The sequence below is a fragment of the Ruegeria sp. CH10 genome (assembly GCF_056537125.1).
Window position 1 is genome coordinate 50156 of record NZ_JBQFQY010000004.1, and the last position, 17523, is coordinate 67678.

Below are 17523 nucleotides of genomic sequence, written 5' to 3' on the forward strand. Positions count from 1 at the left end.
AGGCTAGGTTGCGAAAGGCTGAGAGAAACACGTTTACCCGGATATTCTCGGAGCCTAATGTCATGGAATTCTCTCTTTTCAATCTGATGACAAAACCGGTTGACGGATCGACGCATGCCGATGTGTTCAACCAGATGCGTACGATGACGCGAATGGTCGATGATGCCGGGTTCGATGTCGCCTGGTTCGCCGAGCATCATTTGTCGAATTACTGCATCTCACCTTCACCGCTGATGACGACCTCGCATATGGCGGGCGTGACCAAACGTATCAAACTGGGGCCTGCGGTGGTGGTGATGCCGTTTTACGAGCCGCTGCGCCTGGTCGAGGATATCTGCCTGACCGATCAGTTGACCGATGGCCGTTTAGTCCTGGGTCTGGGAACAGGATACCAGCCGCGCGAGTTCAAGAAATTCGGCTTTGAAATCAACGATCGATTGATGCGCGGGCTGGAGATCTGGGACTGTATCGAGCAGGGCGTCTATAGTGGTACAATCAACTATCAGGGTCAGCATGTGCGCATCGACGATGCGGCGCTGTCAATTGCTCCGGTGCAGGATCGCATTCGCACCTTTGCTGTGGGCAATGCGCCCGAGATGCGGCAGAAGATGATCGTTTACGGGGCCGAGCCGCTGACCACCCCCGCAATCGGACCAAACTCGATCGTTGCGACGGCGCGGCGGCTGTATTCGGAAACCCGAATGGAGAACGGCCTGAGCGGTGATGACTTCGCCTTTGCTGTGCAACGCTATGTCTACGTTGCCAAGGACAAAGACGATGCGCGGGCGGCGGCTGAGCAGGTTCTGATCCACGCGCGTATGGCCAGCAACATGCGCCGCCCCGAACCGCTGATGAATGGCGCGGATTTGCAAATCGTGCCCTTTGACAATGAACCCAGCCTGGATGAAGTGATGGAACGCGCGATCATTGGCGATGCTGAACATGTTACATCGCGGATTTTAGCCGAGGCGCGGGAGTTTGGCATAACGCATCTTAGTGTGTTCATGCAGATCGCTTCGATCCCATTTGCCAATACCCTGCGGTCGCTCGAACTGTTCTGTGATCAGGTTATGCCGGCAGTCAACGCTGCGCTGGAGGGGGACAAGAAGGCGCTTGCCTCCTGATGTCGGACCTGTTTGCTCTGACCGGCAAGCCAATCCTGATCACCGGTGCGGCGCGTGGATTGGGTGCTGCTATGGCCAAGGCTTGTGCCGATATGGAAGCGCAACTTTGGCTGCAGGATCTGAACGCTGAAGCGGTGGAGGCCACAGCCGCTGATCTCAGGGGGCAGGGGGCAGATGCGCAGGCGGCTGCGTTTGACCTGACGGATTTCAAAGCGTGTCGGGAATGGGTTCAGGATGTTGCGGATAAGGCGGGCAGCATCTGGGGGCTGGTCAACAATGCGGGGATCACCAATCACGGGTACGTCCTTGACCAAACTGTCGAGGACTATCGCAGCATCTACGATCTGCACGTCATGGCCCCCTTTGTGCTGTCGCAGGCAGCGGGCAAGGTAATGCTGGCCAATCCCGGTCCTCAGCGCGGGCGTATCGTCTCGGTCTCTTCAATCGCGGCGACCCATCCCAGACCGGGCATTGGGAACTATGCGTCATCCAAAGCGGCCATTGCCGGGCTGACGCGGTCTTTGGCAGCGGATTTCGGGGCCGACGGTATTTGCGCGAATGCGATTGCGCCGGGATATGTTCTGACCGAAATGAACAAGAAAATCCTGAGCGACAAGGCGTTTGTGCGCCGGATCGAAAACCGGACGCCTGCGGCGCGTTGGGCAGACCCGGCGGAAATCGCGGCGCCGGTGGCCTTCCTGATGTCCGAGGCTGCATCTTACATCAACGGCCAGCTCTTGGCAGTTGATGGCGGAATGAACGCTTTTTTGCAATCGAATGAGGAATAGCGCATGGCGCGTTTGGCTGGAAAAGTCGCTCTGATAACGGGCGCGGGTTCGATGAATGGCGGTATGGGCAATGGCAAGGCGGCGGCCATTCGTCTGGCGCAGGAGGGGGCCGCCATTTGCGCTCTGGACCTGCATATGGACGCTGCCGAAGAGACCTGCGAGATCATACGATCGGAAGGCGGCAAAGCCATTGCGGTGTCCGCGGATGTCACGCATGAGGATCAGGTGCAGGCGGCGGTGTCGCAATGTCTAGGCGCGCTTGGACAGATAGATATCCTGCAAAACAACGTTGGCATCCTGAAAACCGGCGGCGCGATGGACAGCACGGTTGAAGATTGGGACCTGCTTGTTCATGTCAACATGAAAGCCGCCTTTCTTCCGACCAAACACGTCTTGCCGCATTTCGTGGATAGGGGCGCCGGTGTTGTGACAAATATCTCGTCTATCGCCGGGCTGCGCTACCTTGGTACACCCTACATCGGGTACAACGCAACCAAGGGTTCAATCATTTCCTTTACGCGGAACCTGGCGGCTGAGATGGCCCCGCATGGCATACGGGCCAACGCAATCCTGCCGGGCTTTATCGATACGCCGATGGCGCGGGATATCACTGTACAGAATGCGGACGATCCGGACGCGATTGACTGGGGGGCGCTGGATCGCCAGCGCGCGGCCCGTATCCCGTTGGGCCGTGTCGGCACGCCGTGGGATGTTGCCAATGCGGCCGTGTTTTTGGCCAGTGATGAGGCATCTTACATCACGGGCACCGAGATCACTGTTGATGGTGGGGTTTCGTGTCGCGTGTAAGGCGTCGCATCTTGGCCAAGGGCCCGCTGCGAACATCTGAATACTGCGTTGTCCTGTAGCCTGGTCACCTCGGTCCAAGTATCGAAGTGAAGGGGGTATCCCAAGCTGTGCATTGCGTCATGCCGTTTGGTCCGGCGCTGGGTCTGCCACATTCTTGCGTCTGGTACTTCCGCGCAACCGCTCGGACAATTGCTGGAACACTGCGTACAGCACAGGGATCATCAACAGACCAAGGGTGCTGTCAATGATCATGCCCGCAAAGACCGGGTACCCGATCGAAACCCGACCTGCCGCGCCCGCGCCACTGGCCAGCATCAGCGGCAGAACCCCAAGGATAAAGCATAGCCCGGTCATGGTGACAGGACGAAAGCGCATAAATGCGGCCTTGATTGCGGACTCGTCGATAGACAGTCCATCCCGGGCCCGCATGTTATGGGCAAACTCGACAACCATGATGGCCTTTTTCGCGGCCAGCCCGATCAGCAGAACGATACCGATCTGCGCGTAGATGTTGTTGTTGATGTTGGGGATAAACTGCAGCGGTATGAGCGCGCCAAGAACCGCAAAAATCGTCGAGGCCATGATGGCGAGGGGTAATATCCAGTTCTCGTACTGCGCGACCATGAACAGATAGGCAAAGAGCACGGCAAGGGCCAGAATGAACAAGACCAGATCGCCGGCCTCTACCTCTTGCAGGGTGACATCTGTCCATTCAAGGGTGTACCCGTCGGGCAAAGTTTTGGCCGCGACTTCTTCGACCAGAGCAATCCCATCGCCCGAGCTGACACCGGTCTGCAATTGCGCACTGATCGAGGCTGAGTTGAACAGGTTGTAGCGGTATAGGATTTCGGCCCCTAGTTGCGGTTTGACGGTCACGAATGTCCGCAAGGGCAGGGCCGTGCCTGAGGCGTTCTTGACGTAGACACCGTCAATGTCATCCAGAGACTGCCGATGCTGCGCCTCGGCAGACATGACGACCCAATAGACCCTGCCCTCGCGGACAAAATTATTGACGTATAGGGCGCCAAAACTTGCCTGAAGCGCAGTGAAAATATCGCTGACATGCACTTGCAGCGCTTCGGCACGATTCCGATCAATGTCCAGAAAATACTGGGGCGCGTTTGCCGACATCGAACTGTAGGCCTGTTGCACCTGAGGCTCTTTCATAAGCGCCGCGAGTAAGCCATTTTTAACGGCATCAAACTCCTGAACGTTTCGGGACTGCAAATCCAGTAGCTGCGCGGACAGCCCGCCCGCCTGTCCGACACCGGAAATTGCGGGCAATGGGAACACGAACGAGGTCGCCTCGGGCTTTGCCGCGAGAGTGTCGTTCAGCGCGAACATGATGTTGTACCACTGCGTCTCTTTAGATTTCCGTTCGTCCCAGGGATCAAGCAGCATCACCACCATGCCCACGTTGGATTTGTCGCCGGCAATCAGGCTGAACCCCGCAACCGATGTGACCGAGGCCACCCCGGGATGTTGTCTCACCTCTGCGCCAATATCCAGCAGCACCTGTTCGGTCCGTTGCAGCGACGCGCCGTCGGGCAGTGTAACGCTCGCAAACAAGACGCCGTTGTCTTCGGGTGGGATAAAGCCGGTGGGTGTGTTCATGAAAAGATACACGGTTCCCGCAACCACAGCTGCATAGAAGATCAGGCACAGGGTCTTGAACCGCAGTGTCAGTTTGACCAGGACCACATACCAATCCCGGCAGCGGTTGATCGCATCGGGAACGATCCGGGCAAGCCCCGTGGGGTGGCCTGTCTTGCGGCTAAGGAACTGGGCGCACAGAACCGGCCCAAGGGTCAGCGCATTGATCGCTGACAGGGTGAAGGCAAAGGTTATCGTCAGGGCAAACTGAAGATAGATTTTCCCCGTGATGCCGGGGAAAAAGCACACTGGTACGAATACAGCGGCCAGAACAAAAGTGGTCGCGATGATGGGTCGGGTGACCTGTGACATGGCCTTCAGCGTTGCCTCACGCGGGGCAAGCCCGTCCTCCTCCATGATGCGTTCGGTGTTTTCGATGATGATGATTGCGTCGTCGATCACCAATGTGATGGCCAGAACGATGGCAAAAAGGGTGATCATGTTGGCGCTGAACCCAATCAGGTAGATCAGGGCGACGGTTCCCAACAGGGAAACGGGGATTGCAACCGCCGGGATGATCGTAGCGCGGATACTCAGCAGGAACAGGAACGTCACCGCCACGACAATTGTGGCGGTTATCGCCAACGTGGTGATGATCTCTTCGATTGACTGGCGCACCGCGTCGGTTACGTCATACGCAAGGATGTATTCGATATCCTCTGGGAATTGCTTGGCCAATTCTTCCATCTCGGCCTGCACCGCGGTCGAGACATCAATCGCATTGGCCCCGCTTTCCTGAAAAATCGCCAGAATCGCCGAAGGTTGCCCGTTGTAATAGGCAATGGCCGAGTAGTTTTCGGCACCCAGCTCAATCCGTGCAATATCCCTGAGGCGCACAAAAGATCCATCATCCTGTGCCTGAATGATTATGTTCTCAAACTGCTTAGGATCATCCAGCAAACCCTGCGCATCCAACGTGAACTGAAACGCCGTTGTCTCTTCTCCAAATGGGGCAGCACCGATCTGTCCTGCTGCGGCCTCGACATTCTGTCCCTGAATCGCCGAGGCCACGTCAGATGCATCAATGTTCAGTGCAGCCATCTGGTCGGTGTTCAGCCAGACCCGCATGGAATAGTTGAGCGGTCCGAACTGAGTGGCCGCGCCAACTCCGTCAATCCGGCTGAGGGGATCTTGCAGAACATCCGAGGTGTAGTTGCTGAGATAAAGCTGGCTATAGGTTTTCTTGGGAGAAACCAGGTTGATCACCTGCAGCATGTTGCTGTTTTGTTTTGAAGTAGAGATTCCCTGCTGCGTTACGGATTCGGGTAAAAGCGGGGTTGCCAGCGCTACGCGGTTTTGCACGTTGACGGCGGCAATATCGGGGTCGGTATTGATATCAAAGGTGACCGTCAGGGTATATGTTCCCTCGCTGGACGAGGACGACGACATGTAAATCATGCCCTCGACCCCGTTTACCTTTTCCTCGATCGGCGTCGCCACCGCATCCCGGATCAGCGCGGCATTTGCGCCGGGATAGGTGGCAGTGACCTGAATCTGAGGGGGCGCGATAGACGGGAATTCAGCAATCGGCACCAGCCGCGTGGCAATGGCCCCCACCAGGACCATGATCACAGCCAGAACAATGGCAAAGTTGGGACGGTCAATGAAGAATTTGGACAGCATATAAGGGACTACATCCTAGGATTGGCTTTCGGTCGGGGTGACTTTTTCGTCCTCCCTGACCCTTTGCAGCCCCTGCACGATGACCGTGTCACCTGCCTTGAGCCCCGATGACACCACCCAATCGCGCCCGGTTTGCGCACCCAGGGTTATGTCCTGCCGTTTCGCGAAATTGTTGCTGTTCACCACATAGACGAAATGGCCCTTTTGATCCAACTGGATCGCGGTTTGGGGGATCACAACCACGTCCGCGGCATCCGGATTTTCAAACGTGACGGCCACCACCTGCCCGGGGATCAGCAACCCGTCGGGGTTGTCAAAACTGGCCCGTACCTCGATCGTGTCGGTCGCTGCGTCGATCTCGTTGCTGATATAGGTGACCGTGCCGCGCTTGGCGTAGGTCGAACCGTTTGTCAGCTCCAGCCGTACCCCCAGTTTCGATGAGTTCTGTCCGACCAGCCCCTCTTGCCGTTTTTGGATCAAGTCCCGCTCGCTGACATAGAGGCTGACATAGATTGGATCGATGCTGGTAATGGTCGCAAGCACGCCGGAATTCGAACTGACGAGGTTGCCGACATCTACGTTGGATTTCGAGATACGCCCATCAATTGGACTGGTGATCGTAGTATAGCCCAAATTGATTTCTGCCTGTTCCAGCTGTGCCTGGGCTTGTTTCACAGCGGCCAGATTTGCGCCCAGCGTCGCCTCGGACGCGTCGACGGTGGATTGTGGGACATCGTCGCGCTGCAACAGGGCCACCTGGCGTTCGTATTCCACTTGCGCACCTCTTGCGGTGGATTCCGCGCCTTCGACATTGGCGACGGATTGATCAACCTGCGCCTGATAATAATCGCGTTCGATCTCAAAAAGCACATCACCCGCCTGCACCTGCCCGCCTTCGGTAAACTGGCGCGTCTCAAGGGTGCCCTGGACCCGGGCGGTGATATCCACGGTGCTGACCGCCTCGACCCGACCCACATAGGAATCCGTCAGGTCGGACTTTTGAGTCTGCGCCTTTTGCACAACCACACTGGGGGGCGTCGTATTGGATTGCCCCTGTGCCGTTGCGGCCAATACAGAAAGCAAAGCGGTCGCCAAAATGAGCCAAGCCTGTCGCATGAACACCGATCCACCTTTGTATGAGAGCAATTACGTCAAGGGTTGCATTGGATTGACCCTCAGTCAATTGCCTGCCGGCCAAAGCAGAGCTACGCTGGGACCATCTTTTGCGCGTAGCGGTTGCAAATGGGGCAGGGGATTGCCCGAGAGTGCGGGGACTGACCAATTTGGATTTTCCGGCTGGTGATGTGATGGAGGCAGCCATGACGTCCGATGTTTCAAACGAAGAAAGGGCCTTACCGACAGTATGAAGCGCCTCATTCAAATAGCCGGTACTGTTTTGGTCTGTCTGGTTCCAATTGCGCTGGTTTACGCAGCAAGTGTATATGCGTACAGCCGCTACTTTTTCGAAAGCCAGTCAGAGTTGCCAGGCTGGCCAGACAAGGAAGACTTTGGCGATGCGCTTGAATGGCAGAGCGAGTATCCGCAAAAGGTACGCATTCTGGCGATGGATGGTGGTGCTCTTTACGGGTTGGCGGAACTGGAAGTGCTGAAGGCGCTCGAAGAAAAATCCGGAAAGCCTGTTCATGAACTTTTTGACTTTGTGGCGGGATCATCCACGGGGGCAATCATCGCGTCTTTGTTGTTCAGCCCGTCTCAGGATGATGGCCAACCGCTGACCGCAGAGCAGGCGTTGAAGGGCTATGAGGTTTTCGCAAAGGACATTCTGGGCGCACCGTTGTATCATAAGATACTGACCGGCTGGGGGCTGTTCGGCCCCGCCATACCCAACGAAGGCCGTATCCAAGTGTTTGAAGAGGTATTCGGCGTCACGAAGTTCAACGATTTTCTGCGACCGGCCATGTTTCCTTCGTTCTCGCAGAAAGAGAATGGCTTGCGGGTGTTTCGCAATTGGGATGACGTCGAAGGAAACCTCTATTTGCGGTCCCTGGTGACGGCTGTAACCAGTGCACCGGTATACTTCCCGGCAGTCCAATTGTCCGGGGAGCATGCATCGGGTGAGCTTTTGGGCGATGCCGCCATGATTCTGAACGCGCCCGGCGAAATCGCATATCTGCACGCGCGCACCAACCTGCCCAAGCATCAGGAATTCGTTGTCGTGTCGCTTGGCAGTAAACTGCAACAACCGGTCCCGACGGAAACCGCTGAGGGCGGCGGTCTTATCAAATGGTTCCGTCCGCTGATGCACATGGTGTTCAACGGAGAGGCCACAGTCAGCACGCACGCGTTGGAACGGCATGCTGATTTCGAGTCGTCCATCCAGATAGACAGTTATTTTCTGTCACCGGGCACGGTCGCAGGTGTCAACGGATTTAACCCCAAGCAGGAAAACATCATGAAAATCCGGGCGTCAGGACAGCAATATGTCGCGCGGAATTCCGCGCTGATCGATGAAGTTGTTCAAAGGCTGACAAGCCCGCCTGAATAGAAGCCCTTTCCTCAACACTGCGTCTGAAACCGTATTGCGGCAGGCACTGACAACCGGTCGGAAACCGCCTGTTCCGGCAGCTCAACACCGAACCCCGTCATGCGCAATTCTTGCGCGCACCGGCCACTGATCAAATGCTTGCAGATCACTATACGATCAGGGTTGCAGCGGATTGTTGCTATCCCCGACCCCTCGGTCTCAGGTGGGAATCCGGCGTGATGATCTGTTTGAAAGTTGCGCAGAGTGTGACGAACCGGACAGTCAGCTTCCTTTCACGTCGCCGGAAAAGCGCGCGGCGTTTTCTTTGGCAAAGGCGCTGGCATCTGCATCGGCATCCCAGAATTGCGGGTTCGCTTTGGGTATGGTCAACGCCCGTTGAACGGCGGGGCGTGCATCTATCCGGTCAAACCAGGCGTTCAGATGGGGCAAGTCATCGACATTCACCCGGGCCCAGACATAGGCGCGGGCCCACGGGAACAACATCATATCGGCAATGGTGTATTCATTTGCCGCGATCCACTCACGCCCGGCCAGATGGGCGTTCATCACTTCCATCAAGCGGCGGCTTTCATCAACATAGCGGCGGATCGAAAACGGTTCTTCGTGACCATTGGGGGCTGCGATATGATGGAAGTACATCGCCTGCCCCATCATGGGCCCGACATGTCCGGCTTGAAAGAACATCCACTGCATCACCTCGGATCGCTTGACCGGATCAGTTGGCAGGAAGCGGCCATATTTTTCCGCCAGATGCCACAGGATCGCACCGGATTCAAAAATCGCCCGTCCTTCTGCCCGATCTTCAATTGTCGGGATTTTACCGTTGGGGTTCAGCGCCAGATAAGCGGGTGTCTTTTGTTCCTGCTTCGAAAAGTTGATGTGGGTCAGATCATAGGGGATGCCAACCTCTTCCAAGAAAATGACCGGTTTGTAACCGTTCATTGTTCCGGCTGTGTAAAGATGAATATCAGGCTGGGACATGGTCGACCTCTGTAAATGCGGGTTCTAGACACTTCGGGCGCAGCAAGAATTTGTGAGTAGCAGTGAAGAAAATCAACCAGTATACTTTTAGTAACCTATTGTTCAGCGGAAAGGACCATGATGCGCGCGCGGGTTGAAGAGAGTGCAAGAGGGCGCCGGGTGGCCATTGATGTCTGCCACGAACCTTGTGCCATCGAACGGGGTATGCGGATTATTGGCGGCAAGTGGACGGGTTCTATCCTGTGGCACCTGAAAGATGGGCCGGTCCGTTTTAACGATCTTGCGCGGATGATCGGCGGTGCCAGCAAAAAGATGATTTCCGAAAGGTTGAAACAGCTTGAAGATCAGGGGCTGGTTCACCGGCAGGTGATGGATACCGCTCCGGTTTCGGTCGAGTATTCCATCACCGAACTTGGCGGAACGGCGCTTGGCTTTCTTAACGAGCTGCGGAAATGGAGCGAAGAATTGCCGCGCGACCTGAAACGATGACGCAGGTTCAACAGCCGCAATGACAGGAGATAGCTCCCTATTCTGAAGTCAGACGTATCTGGCGATTTCACCGTCAGTTCGGATCATACAAATACCCAATTCCACGCACGGTTCTGATGATTTCCGGCTTTTCAGGATTGGTTTCAAGCTTTCGACGCAGTCTTGAAATCCTGATGTCGATACTGCGGTCGAACGGGTCCCAGGATCGGTCATGCGCCTGTTCCAAAAGCTGGTCCCGGTTCATAACACGCCCTTTGTTTTCGGCAAAAACCTTCAACAAGCTGTATTCCATGGCAGTCAGCTGAACTTCGCTCCCATCTGCTGCAAGCAGCTTTGCAGCGTCTGTGTCGAGCGTGAAATCCCCAAAGCGCGAAGGGGCCCCGTCAGGAGCTTTGACAGGTGCAGCGTCGTTGATTGCCCCACGTCGCAGGATGGCTTTGATACGAGCTTCAAGCTCTCTGAGGTCAACAGGCTTGCCAAGGTAGTCATCGGCGCCCATCTCCAAGCCGATGATCCGGTCCACAACATCGCCTGCCGCCGTCAGCATGATCACCGGTGTCGTGTTTTCGGGGCGCAGGGACCTTAGAATTGAAAGGCCGTCCTCCTTCGGCATGTTGATGTCCATGATCATGACATCCACGGCCTGTGCGGCCAGAATGGACCGCAGTTCTTCGCCACCAGATGCGGCAGACACTTTGTAGCTGCGCTTGCTGAGGTATTCCTGCAGCATTTCGCGCACATCGACCTCATCGTCGCAAACCAGAATATGGGTTTTTTGATTATCCATCTGTCCGGTCCTTCTGGTCTGTAAGCAGCTTTGCGACAAGTGCCCTGAGCTCCGACGGAGAGACCGGTTTTTCCAGAAATGGCAAACCGGACTCCCGCAGCAAACCCAATGAACTCTGACCCATTGTATCGCCGGTGATATAGGCGGTCCGGGTAAGCATATCGGGGAACCGCGTCAGCAACGCTTCGTAAATCTTGCGCCCGTCGACGCCGGGCATGTTCAGGTCGCTCAAAAGGATATCGTATTTCGTTGTCTGCAGGCGATTTAACGCGTCTTCGCCAGAGGTGACGAAATCCACGTGGATCCCCTCTCTTCTAAGGATTTCGGCATTCAGTTCACCGACTTCCGCCTCATCATCCACGACCAGCGCCCTGTGTCTGACAAAGGTCTGCGGGGCTTTGGGGGGGGCGTCATCTGCGCGTTCCTCAGCTTCGGAAACGGGTAGTGTGATCCGAAAGCACGTGCCCTCAGCTTCGGCCTGATCCAGACTGATCTGACCACCATGGGACAGCACGATCCTGTGGCAGAAAGCCAGTCCAATACCGGTGCCATCGCCGACTTCCTTGGTGGTAAAAAAGGGCTCGAAAATGCGCGGGCGAATGGCCTTGGCTATTCCGGGTCCATTATCCCGAACTGAAATCTCAACCATTCCCGTCTCGGGCTTTGATGTCGCCGACAGGGTGATCTGATCTCCTATGCCTTTTGAGGTCATAGCCTGTTCAGCATTGATGATCAGGTTGAGGATGACCTGAGTCAACTGGTCGGCATCACCGGCGATTTGGGGCAGGTGTTCCGGCACGTCTTGCGTGATACGAATTTCGCCGGATGAGTTGCCATAACCTGCCACATCGGCGGCGGTTTCGATCATGCCGGGCACGTCGACCGACTCAATCTTGCTGGGTTGTTGACGTGCCATCGCCAGAAAGGTCTTAACAATTTTTGCGCAGCGCTCCGCCGCATTGCCGATCTTTTCGATCCTGACTGTCAAATCGGGATCTGTGATTTCTTCGCGGAGCATAAGCGCGTGGCCGACAACGACGGAAAGCGGGTTGTTGAGTTCATGAGCGACCCCTGCAAGCAACTCTCCCAAGGCGGACATTTTTTCGTTCTGAAAGACAAGCTCCCGCTGTTTTTCAAGCTCGGCTTCTATCGCCAATTCGTCCGTCAGGTCACGGGTGTTGGAGACGATGACCTCTTCGCCTTTGAACGTTATGAGGCGCGATGAATCCGCGCCCCAGAACGTTCTTCCGTCCACGTCAACAAATTCCATGCGCCGATCTTTTAGAAAACCGGCCTGTCGCAGATCCTTTAGATAACGGTCTCTCTCACTTGGGTCGGCGTAGTAGGACTTTGAATTGTCAGCCTCGCCAAACAGTGCCCGGATTTCAGGGGTCGCGAACAGCACCTTACCAGTTTCTGCGTGGGTCATGTTGATTGCGGCAGGGTAGGCTTCCATTACCTGGCGGATCAGGGCCTCGGCCTCTTTCTGGACAGTCAGGTCAATTATACTGGTGACAATGACCTCTTCCCCTTTGTAGTCGATCAGCTGCGAGGAAATTGAGGCCGGAAAAACCTCACCACCTTTGTTCACCAGGTCGAGCTTATAGTCATGAACATACCCGTCGGCCAAAAGCTGAGTGACAAAGTCTGCACGTTCCTCGGGGTTCAAATAGTGCTCTTTTGCAGACCGGGAGGGCCCGAACAGTTGCAGAGCAGCGGGTGTGCGATACAAAATCTGACCGTCACCAATCCGGGCCATCGTTACAATCGCCGAGCTGGCGTCCAGAACCTTTCGGATCAACAGATCGCCGTCGCGTTCTTCCCGCTCGGCCTTTTTGCGTTCGGTGATGTCTTCGCGCGTGACAACAAACCCCCCCAAAGTGGTGGGGTGCACTGAAACAAGATAGGTCCGGCCATCCGTTTCGGTCAGCTCGAAATCCTGGATAAACTCAATCCCATTGGCCAGCCGGTCGGAAACCCATTGCTGCTCATTGCCGATGGCATCGGCGTAGATGCCCCTGCGGGCGGTTTCACGCATCAGGATTTCCCAATCCAGGCCGGGTTCCAGCAGATCGGCGACACCTTTGTTCATCCGGGCATATTGTTTGTTGAACAAAACCAGACGACGGTCGTCGTCATAAAGCGCAAAGCCTTCTTTTAGGGATTCAATGGCATCGCGCAGAAGGTCGCGCGCCTTCTCGATTTCTTCAAGATCGTTCACCATGCCCATCGTCATCCTGATTTTCTAAGACATCATTGTTTCATTGCGATTTCAAAATTGCCCTCTTGTGTTTCAATTGTTTCAAAAGCTGGCGCATCTTGCCAGCCTCACCCGAAATCATGCCGGTTTTTGAGCTGGATACAGAGTTGTGTGACCTGCTTCACAGAGCAACAACTGAAACATTTTGCGGGGCTTTCAGAAATCACATTGAAACAATGAATGCCCAGTTTCTACCCATCACAAAAGTAATTGGGTAACGAAGATGACTGTTTCATTTAAACCTGCTGAATCGACGAATGCACCGATTGTCGCGTTGCATTCCTCTGCATCAAACGGGGGCCAATGGGCCCGGCTGACCGAAGATCTGGAGGGCCGTTTTGACGTTATTGCCTTTGATCTGCCGGGCTACGGAAACGCCCCGCTGACCGGCGATTACACTCAGAACGGGATGGCCGTTTCGGCGGCTCCGATCATCCGCGAAATCGAGGCGCTTGGACAAGCCGTGCATCTTGTCGGTCATTCCAATGGCGGCGGTGTGGTCATCAAGATCGCGCTGTTGCGCCCCGATCTGGTCAAGAGCCTGACCGTCTATGAACCTGCCTCTTTTCATGTTCTCAGGCAGGACCAACAGATCGGTCAGAATCTGTTCCGCGAAATCCAGCTTTTGTCCGGCGTGGTGACGGCTGCCGCAGCAGACGGCGATCCAGCCGCGGGAATGCAGCGCTTTCTCGACTTCTGGAATGAAGACGGGTTCTGGGCCTCACTTTCTGCGTCGGCCAAGGGCCGTTTTGCGGGGATGATTTCGTCTGTTATGGCCGATTTTGCGAACGGGTTCGCGGAAACCTGGCAACTCTCGGATCTGTCTGCGCTGCGGATGCCTGCGCTGATCATGACAGGGCTGGAGTCGCCAGAGATCGCGCAATACGTATCCGTCGCCATTGCCAAGGCCCTGCCGAACGCCCGGATCGCGCTGTTGCCTGAACTGAGGCATATGGCGCCGGTCTTCCAACCCGATTGGGTCAATTCGAGAATTATCGAACACGTCGCCAGCGTCGAACGGGCCCCCGTCAAAATCAGCTGGCCGGAAAAGACTGCGGCCTGACCCCATTGGGGCACCGCCTCCATCAAAGCATCAACCCCTTTATCAAGAGGACCAAAGACTATGGATATTCAAACAACTGCCAGTTCCCAGCCGGACTTTACGGCGATCAAAGCGAAACAAAACGCGGCCTGGGGGGCCGGGGATTACAGCAAGGTCGGTGTGACCCTGCAGATCACCGGCGAAGAGCTTGCCGAAGCCATGGATATGTCCCCGAACGACAAGGTTCTGGATGTCGCAGCAGGCAATGGGAACGCCACGCTGGCGTTCGCCAGACGGTTTTGCGACGTAACGTCTACGGATTATGTCGAGGCCCTGCTGGATGCCAGCGGCAAGCGCGCAAAAGCCGAAGGTCTGTTTGTAACCTACAAGGTCGCAGACGCGGAAAACCTGCCGTTCGAGGATCAGTCATTCGACGCTGTTGTTTCGACGTTTGGGGTCATGTTTACCCCAAACCAACAACAGTCGGCTGCGGAATTGCAACGGGTTGTAAAGCAGGGTGGCAAGATCGGAATGGCCAATTGGACCCCCGACAGTTTCATCGGACTGCTGTTCAAAACCATCGGCAAGCATGTACCGCCGCCCGCCGGTGTCAACTCTCCGGCTTTGTGGGGCAGTCGTGAATGGATCGGGGATACGTTTGAGGGAACATGCGAGATCGCTTCGTTCAAGCGCAAAAACTTCATGTTCCGCTATCGGTCGGCCGATCATTTTCTGGACTATTTCCGGACATTCTACGGCCCAATGCAGAAAGCCTTTGATGCGCTGGACGCGGCGGGTCAAACATCTCTGCACGATGAAATAATGGCTTTGATCGACAAGTTCGACATCTCGACCAATGGGTCTTTGTGTATTTCGTCCGAGTATGCTGAGATCGTCGCAAAGCGCTGCTGACAAAATGTGCAAGTGCCCAATGCCAACAGGCATTGGGTCACACTGGTATGCACGAGCGGCTCAAAACTGTGGTAAGAGTGAGTGTGTAGGGGGTTTCAACATGGCTGAGCGTACACTTTATGAGAAATACGGTGGGTTTTCGCAGATCAGTAAGATCGTGATCTCGTTCTACGATGCCCTGCTGGACAATGACGAAGTCGGACCGTTCTTTGACGAAGTCGATATGTCAAAGATGGTCGACCACCAGACCAAATTTATTGCGTCGTTGCTTGGCGGTCCTGCCTCATACACCGACAATCAATTGCGGCAACTGCATTCGCATCTGGACATTTCACACGCGCATTTTGACGAACTTGAAGCGGTGTTGCGGGATGCGCTGGAGAAACACAGCGTTGCCGACGAAGACGTCGCGGTCGTTGTTGCGGAATTCGGAAAACGTCGTCCCCTGATTGTTAGGTAAATCATGACCATCGAAGCAATTAACGAACAGCTGCTGCGCGCAATCGGTGTGGGGGTGGCGCTGCTGGACCGCAAGTCGTTGCAGTTTGGTTTCCGCAACGACACATTCGACGAATGGTTCAGCGCCGAGGACCAATCCGATCATCTGCTGCAGGTCTTTCCCGATTTGGATGTGACTGCGGTTCAGCACAGCCTGTCCGAAAAACAGCGCTATACGTCTGAAATCAGTTTCAAGAAAAAACGCCGAACGCTTGTGATCGCCCTGGACTTTACCGTTGCGCATGATGACGTGCTGGTTCTTGTCTGCCAGAACATCACACGCATCAAAGAGCTGGAGTCCATGATCGATTCATATTCGATGATGGTTGAACGCAACACGCGTGAGTTGAAGCGGGAAAAAGAGCAGGTAGAGAAGCTGCTTTTGAACCTCATGCCAAGATCGGTCTACGAGGAATACAAAACCTTTGGCGTGGTAACGCCGCAGCTTTACGATCCGGTTTCGGTGCTGATGTTGGATTTCGTCGGCTTCACCGAGATGGTCGCCTCGCAGGACCCAAGTGTCACCGTAACCGAACTGAATGATATTTACAGCGCCTTCGACCGCATCGGCGAGCAATTTGGCTGCGAGCGGATCAAAACGATCGGCGATGCCTATATCACCGTTGCGGGCCTGCCTGATCCAACCCCCGATCACGCCAAGGCAATTGCCAATACAGCCATACGGTTCGTGCGCTATCTGAACCGCCGTAACCTCAGCCATCCGCATCAGTGGCGCTGTAGAATTGGGTTGGCGTCCGGTTCTGTGGTCGGCTCGGTCGTTGGGATTCAGAAATATGTCTACGATATCTTCGGGCCCGCCGTTAACCTGGCCTCGCGGCTGCAAGAGTTCTCTGAGCCGATGCAAATAACGGTTCAGGATGAAGTCGCGCAGGTTCTCAAGGAACAGTTAGACCTGGAGGAGCTTGGACCAAGAGACATCCGGGGGTTCAGGACGCAGGATGTTTGGCGCCTTTCAGACAAGTATTGAACACCTGATCTGCAGAACTTTCCGGGCGCAGATTTACTCTGGTGGGCGGCTCACGCTGTTGCGCGAAACGATCCCATGTTCCAGAAAAACGGCCGTGGCGGGGGCTTCGCCGCTCTCCATAAGCTCCAGCAACATCTCCATCGCACGTTGTCCGATCAGATTGCGCGCCTGATGCACCGTTGTCAGTTCGGGTTGAAAAATGCGGGAAAAGGGCACGTCGTCGAAACCCATTACAGATATCTGTTCGGGGACTGCGTAGCCCATTTGTTGCAGACTGCGGATGACGCCCATCGCGGATTCATCATTTGCGCAGAAAGCGGCCGTGGTGCCGGGCCAATTGCCGATCAGTTCTTTTGCTGCCCTCTCTCCGTCCGCATAGGTAAAGCCGCCGGGAATACTCTGGATACAGTCGGTCAGACCGGCCTGTGTCATAGCTTGAACGTACCCGGCAAGCCTGTCGCTGGTCAGAGTGTTATCTTCGGGCCCGGTGATGTGGGCGATTGCCCGGTGGCCCTGAGAGATCAGAAACTGGGTGGCATCGAAGGCTGCTTTGCGGTTGTCCGTGCCCACATGCGGATAGCCTGAACCCTCCAGTCGCTCTGATATCGAAACAGCGGGGGTCCCTTCGGGCAAAATCCCCTTAGGGGGGGCAGTTCCGTTCAGGATCAATGCCCCATCCGCGCGTCCGTTGCGCAAGTTCTCAAGGATCTTGGCATAGCGCGTTTCATCGCCATTCGTGTTGCCGATCAGGATCGTCAGATTGGCGCGGGTCGCAACCTCTTCGATGCCCGAAAGGATTTTGGAAAAGAAGGGGTTGGAAATATCCGGCAGGACGACAAGAACGGTGCCCGAGCGGTTACGCCGCAGCATCTGGGCCGCTGTGTTGACGCTGTAGCCTGTTTCCACAACCGCCGCGAACACCGAGTCGCGTGTTTTTTTCGAAACGATGTCAGGTGATTGCAAGGCCCGGCTGACCGTAGCGGTCGAGACCCCGGCAACCCGGGCAACGTCCCGAACCGTGGGCCGTTTATTCGTACTTCTTGTCATACCTGCGGTTATAGCAGC

Annotated in this window: 15 protein-coding genes; 9 read left to right on the plus strand and 6 right to left on the minus strand. The window is 55.6% G+C overall.

Going from position 1 to position 17523, the window contains the following annotated elements:
- The first annotated feature begins 62 nt into the window (after window positions 1-62).
- The 3 genes from ACRZ94_RS13120 to ACRZ94_RS13130 are packed head-to-tail and all read left to right on the plus strand — an operon-like array spanning window position 63 to window position 2719.
- Complete coding sequence (locus ACRZ94_RS13120) at window positions 63-1124, plus strand: LLM class flavin-dependent oxidoreductase (protein WP_480654015.1); 1062 nt, start codon at window positions 63-65, stop codon at window positions 1122-1124.
- On the plus strand, window positions 1124-1912 hold the full coding sequence (locus ACRZ94_RS13125) for an SDR family NAD(P)-dependent oxidoreductase (protein WP_480654017.1): 789 nt from the start codon (window positions 1124-1126) through the stop codon (window positions 1910-1912). The genes ACRZ94_RS13120 and ACRZ94_RS13125 overlap by 1 nt, the downstream gene beginning before the upstream one ends.
- Before the next feature lie 3 nt (window positions 1913-1915).
- Window positions 1916-2719: an SDR family NAD(P)-dependent oxidoreductase gene (locus ACRZ94_RS13130; protein WP_480654018.1), complete on the plus strand. Its 804-nt coding sequence runs from the start codon at window positions 1916-1918 to the stop codon at window positions 2717-2719.
- 117 nt (window positions 2720-2836) lie between these two features.
- Here ACRZ94_RS13130 and ACRZ94_RS13135 read toward each other — a convergent pair whose 3' ends face one another.
- A complete protein-coding gene (locus ACRZ94_RS13135) occupies window positions 2837-5995 on the minus strand; it encodes an efflux RND transporter permease subunit (RefSeq protein WP_480654020.1) in 3159 nt (1052 codons plus the stop codon).
- A gap of 15 nt (window positions 5996-6010) precedes the next feature.
- Entirely contained in the window at window positions 6011-7111 is a 1101-nt protein-coding gene (locus ACRZ94_RS13140) for an efflux RND transporter periplasmic adaptor subunit (protein ID WP_480797527.1), read from the minus strand.
- Window positions 7112-7358: 247 nt separating this feature from the next.
- Between ACRZ94_RS13140 and ACRZ94_RS13145 the strand changes: the two genes are divergently transcribed.
- A complete protein-coding gene (locus ACRZ94_RS13145; RefSeq protein WP_480654024.1) occupies window positions 7359-8501 on the plus strand; it encodes a patatin-like phospholipase family protein in 1143 nt (380 codons plus the stop codon).
- Between the two features lie 261 nt (window positions 8502-8762).
- Here the strand turns inward: ACRZ94_RS13145 and ACRZ94_RS13150 are convergent, their stop codons facing one another.
- Entirely contained in the window at window positions 8763-9482 is a 720-nt protein-coding gene (locus ACRZ94_RS13150; RefSeq protein ID WP_480654026.1) for a glutathione S-transferase family protein, read from the minus strand.
- Between the two features lie 117 nt (window positions 9483-9599).
- Between ACRZ94_RS13150 and ACRZ94_RS13155 the strand changes: the two genes are divergently transcribed.
- Window positions 9600-9971, plus strand: a complete 372-nt coding sequence (locus ACRZ94_RS13155; protein WP_480654028.1) for a winged helix-turn-helix transcriptional regulator — start codon at window positions 9600-9602, stop codon at window positions 9969-9971.
- A gap of 73 nt (window positions 9972-10044) precedes the next feature.
- Here the strand turns inward: ACRZ94_RS13155 and ACRZ94_RS13160 are convergent, their stop codons facing one another.
- Both ACRZ94_RS13160 and ACRZ94_RS13165 read right to left on the minus strand, forming a co-directional pair.
- Complete coding sequence (locus ACRZ94_RS13160; RefSeq protein ID WP_480654030.1) at window positions 10045-10758, minus strand: response regulator; 714 nt, start codon at window positions 10756-10758, stop codon at window positions 10045-10047.
- On the minus strand, window positions 10751-12982 hold the full coding sequence (locus ACRZ94_RS13165) for a hybrid sensor histidine kinase/response regulator (RefSeq protein WP_480654032.1): 2232 nt from the start codon (window positions 12980-12982) through the stop codon (window positions 10751-10753). Before ACRZ94_RS13165 ends, ACRZ94_RS13160 begins: the two co-directional genes overlap by 8 nt.
- 259 nt (window positions 12983-13241) lie before the next feature.
- On the opposite strand from ACRZ94_RS13165, the gene ACRZ94_RS13170 reads away from it, so the two are divergent.
- The 4 genes from ACRZ94_RS13170 to ACRZ94_RS13185 all read left to right on the plus strand — a co-directional run bounded on the left by ACRZ94_RS13170 (window position 13242) and on the right by ACRZ94_RS13185 (window position 16458).
- Entirely contained in the window at window positions 13242-14081 is an 840-nt protein-coding gene (locus ACRZ94_RS13170) for an alpha/beta fold hydrolase (protein WP_480654034.1), read from the plus strand.
- A gap of 60 nt (window positions 14082-14141) precedes the next feature.
- Complete coding sequence (locus ACRZ94_RS13175; RefSeq protein WP_480654036.1) at window positions 14142-14972, plus strand: class I SAM-dependent methyltransferase; 831 nt, start codon at window positions 14142-14144, stop codon at window positions 14970-14972.
- A 100-nt stretch (window positions 14973-15072) separates the two neighbouring features.
- Complete coding sequence (locus tag ACRZ94_RS13180; protein WP_480654038.1) at window positions 15073-15432, plus strand: group I truncated hemoglobin; 360 nt, start codon at window positions 15073-15075, stop codon at window positions 15430-15432.
- A gap of 3 nt (window positions 15433-15435) precedes the next feature.
- Entirely contained in the window at window positions 15436-16458 is a 1023-nt protein-coding gene (locus ACRZ94_RS13185) for an adenylate/guanylate cyclase domain-containing protein (RefSeq protein ID WP_480654040.1), read from the plus strand.
- 33 nt (window positions 16459-16491) lie between these two features.
- Here ACRZ94_RS13185 and ACRZ94_RS13190 read toward each other — a convergent pair whose 3' ends face one another.
- Window positions 16492-17505, minus strand: a complete 1014-nt coding sequence (locus tag ACRZ94_RS13190; protein ID WP_480654042.1) for a LacI family DNA-binding transcriptional regulator — start codon at window positions 17503-17505, stop codon at window positions 16492-16494.
- Window positions 17506-17523 lie beyond the last annotated feature (18 nt).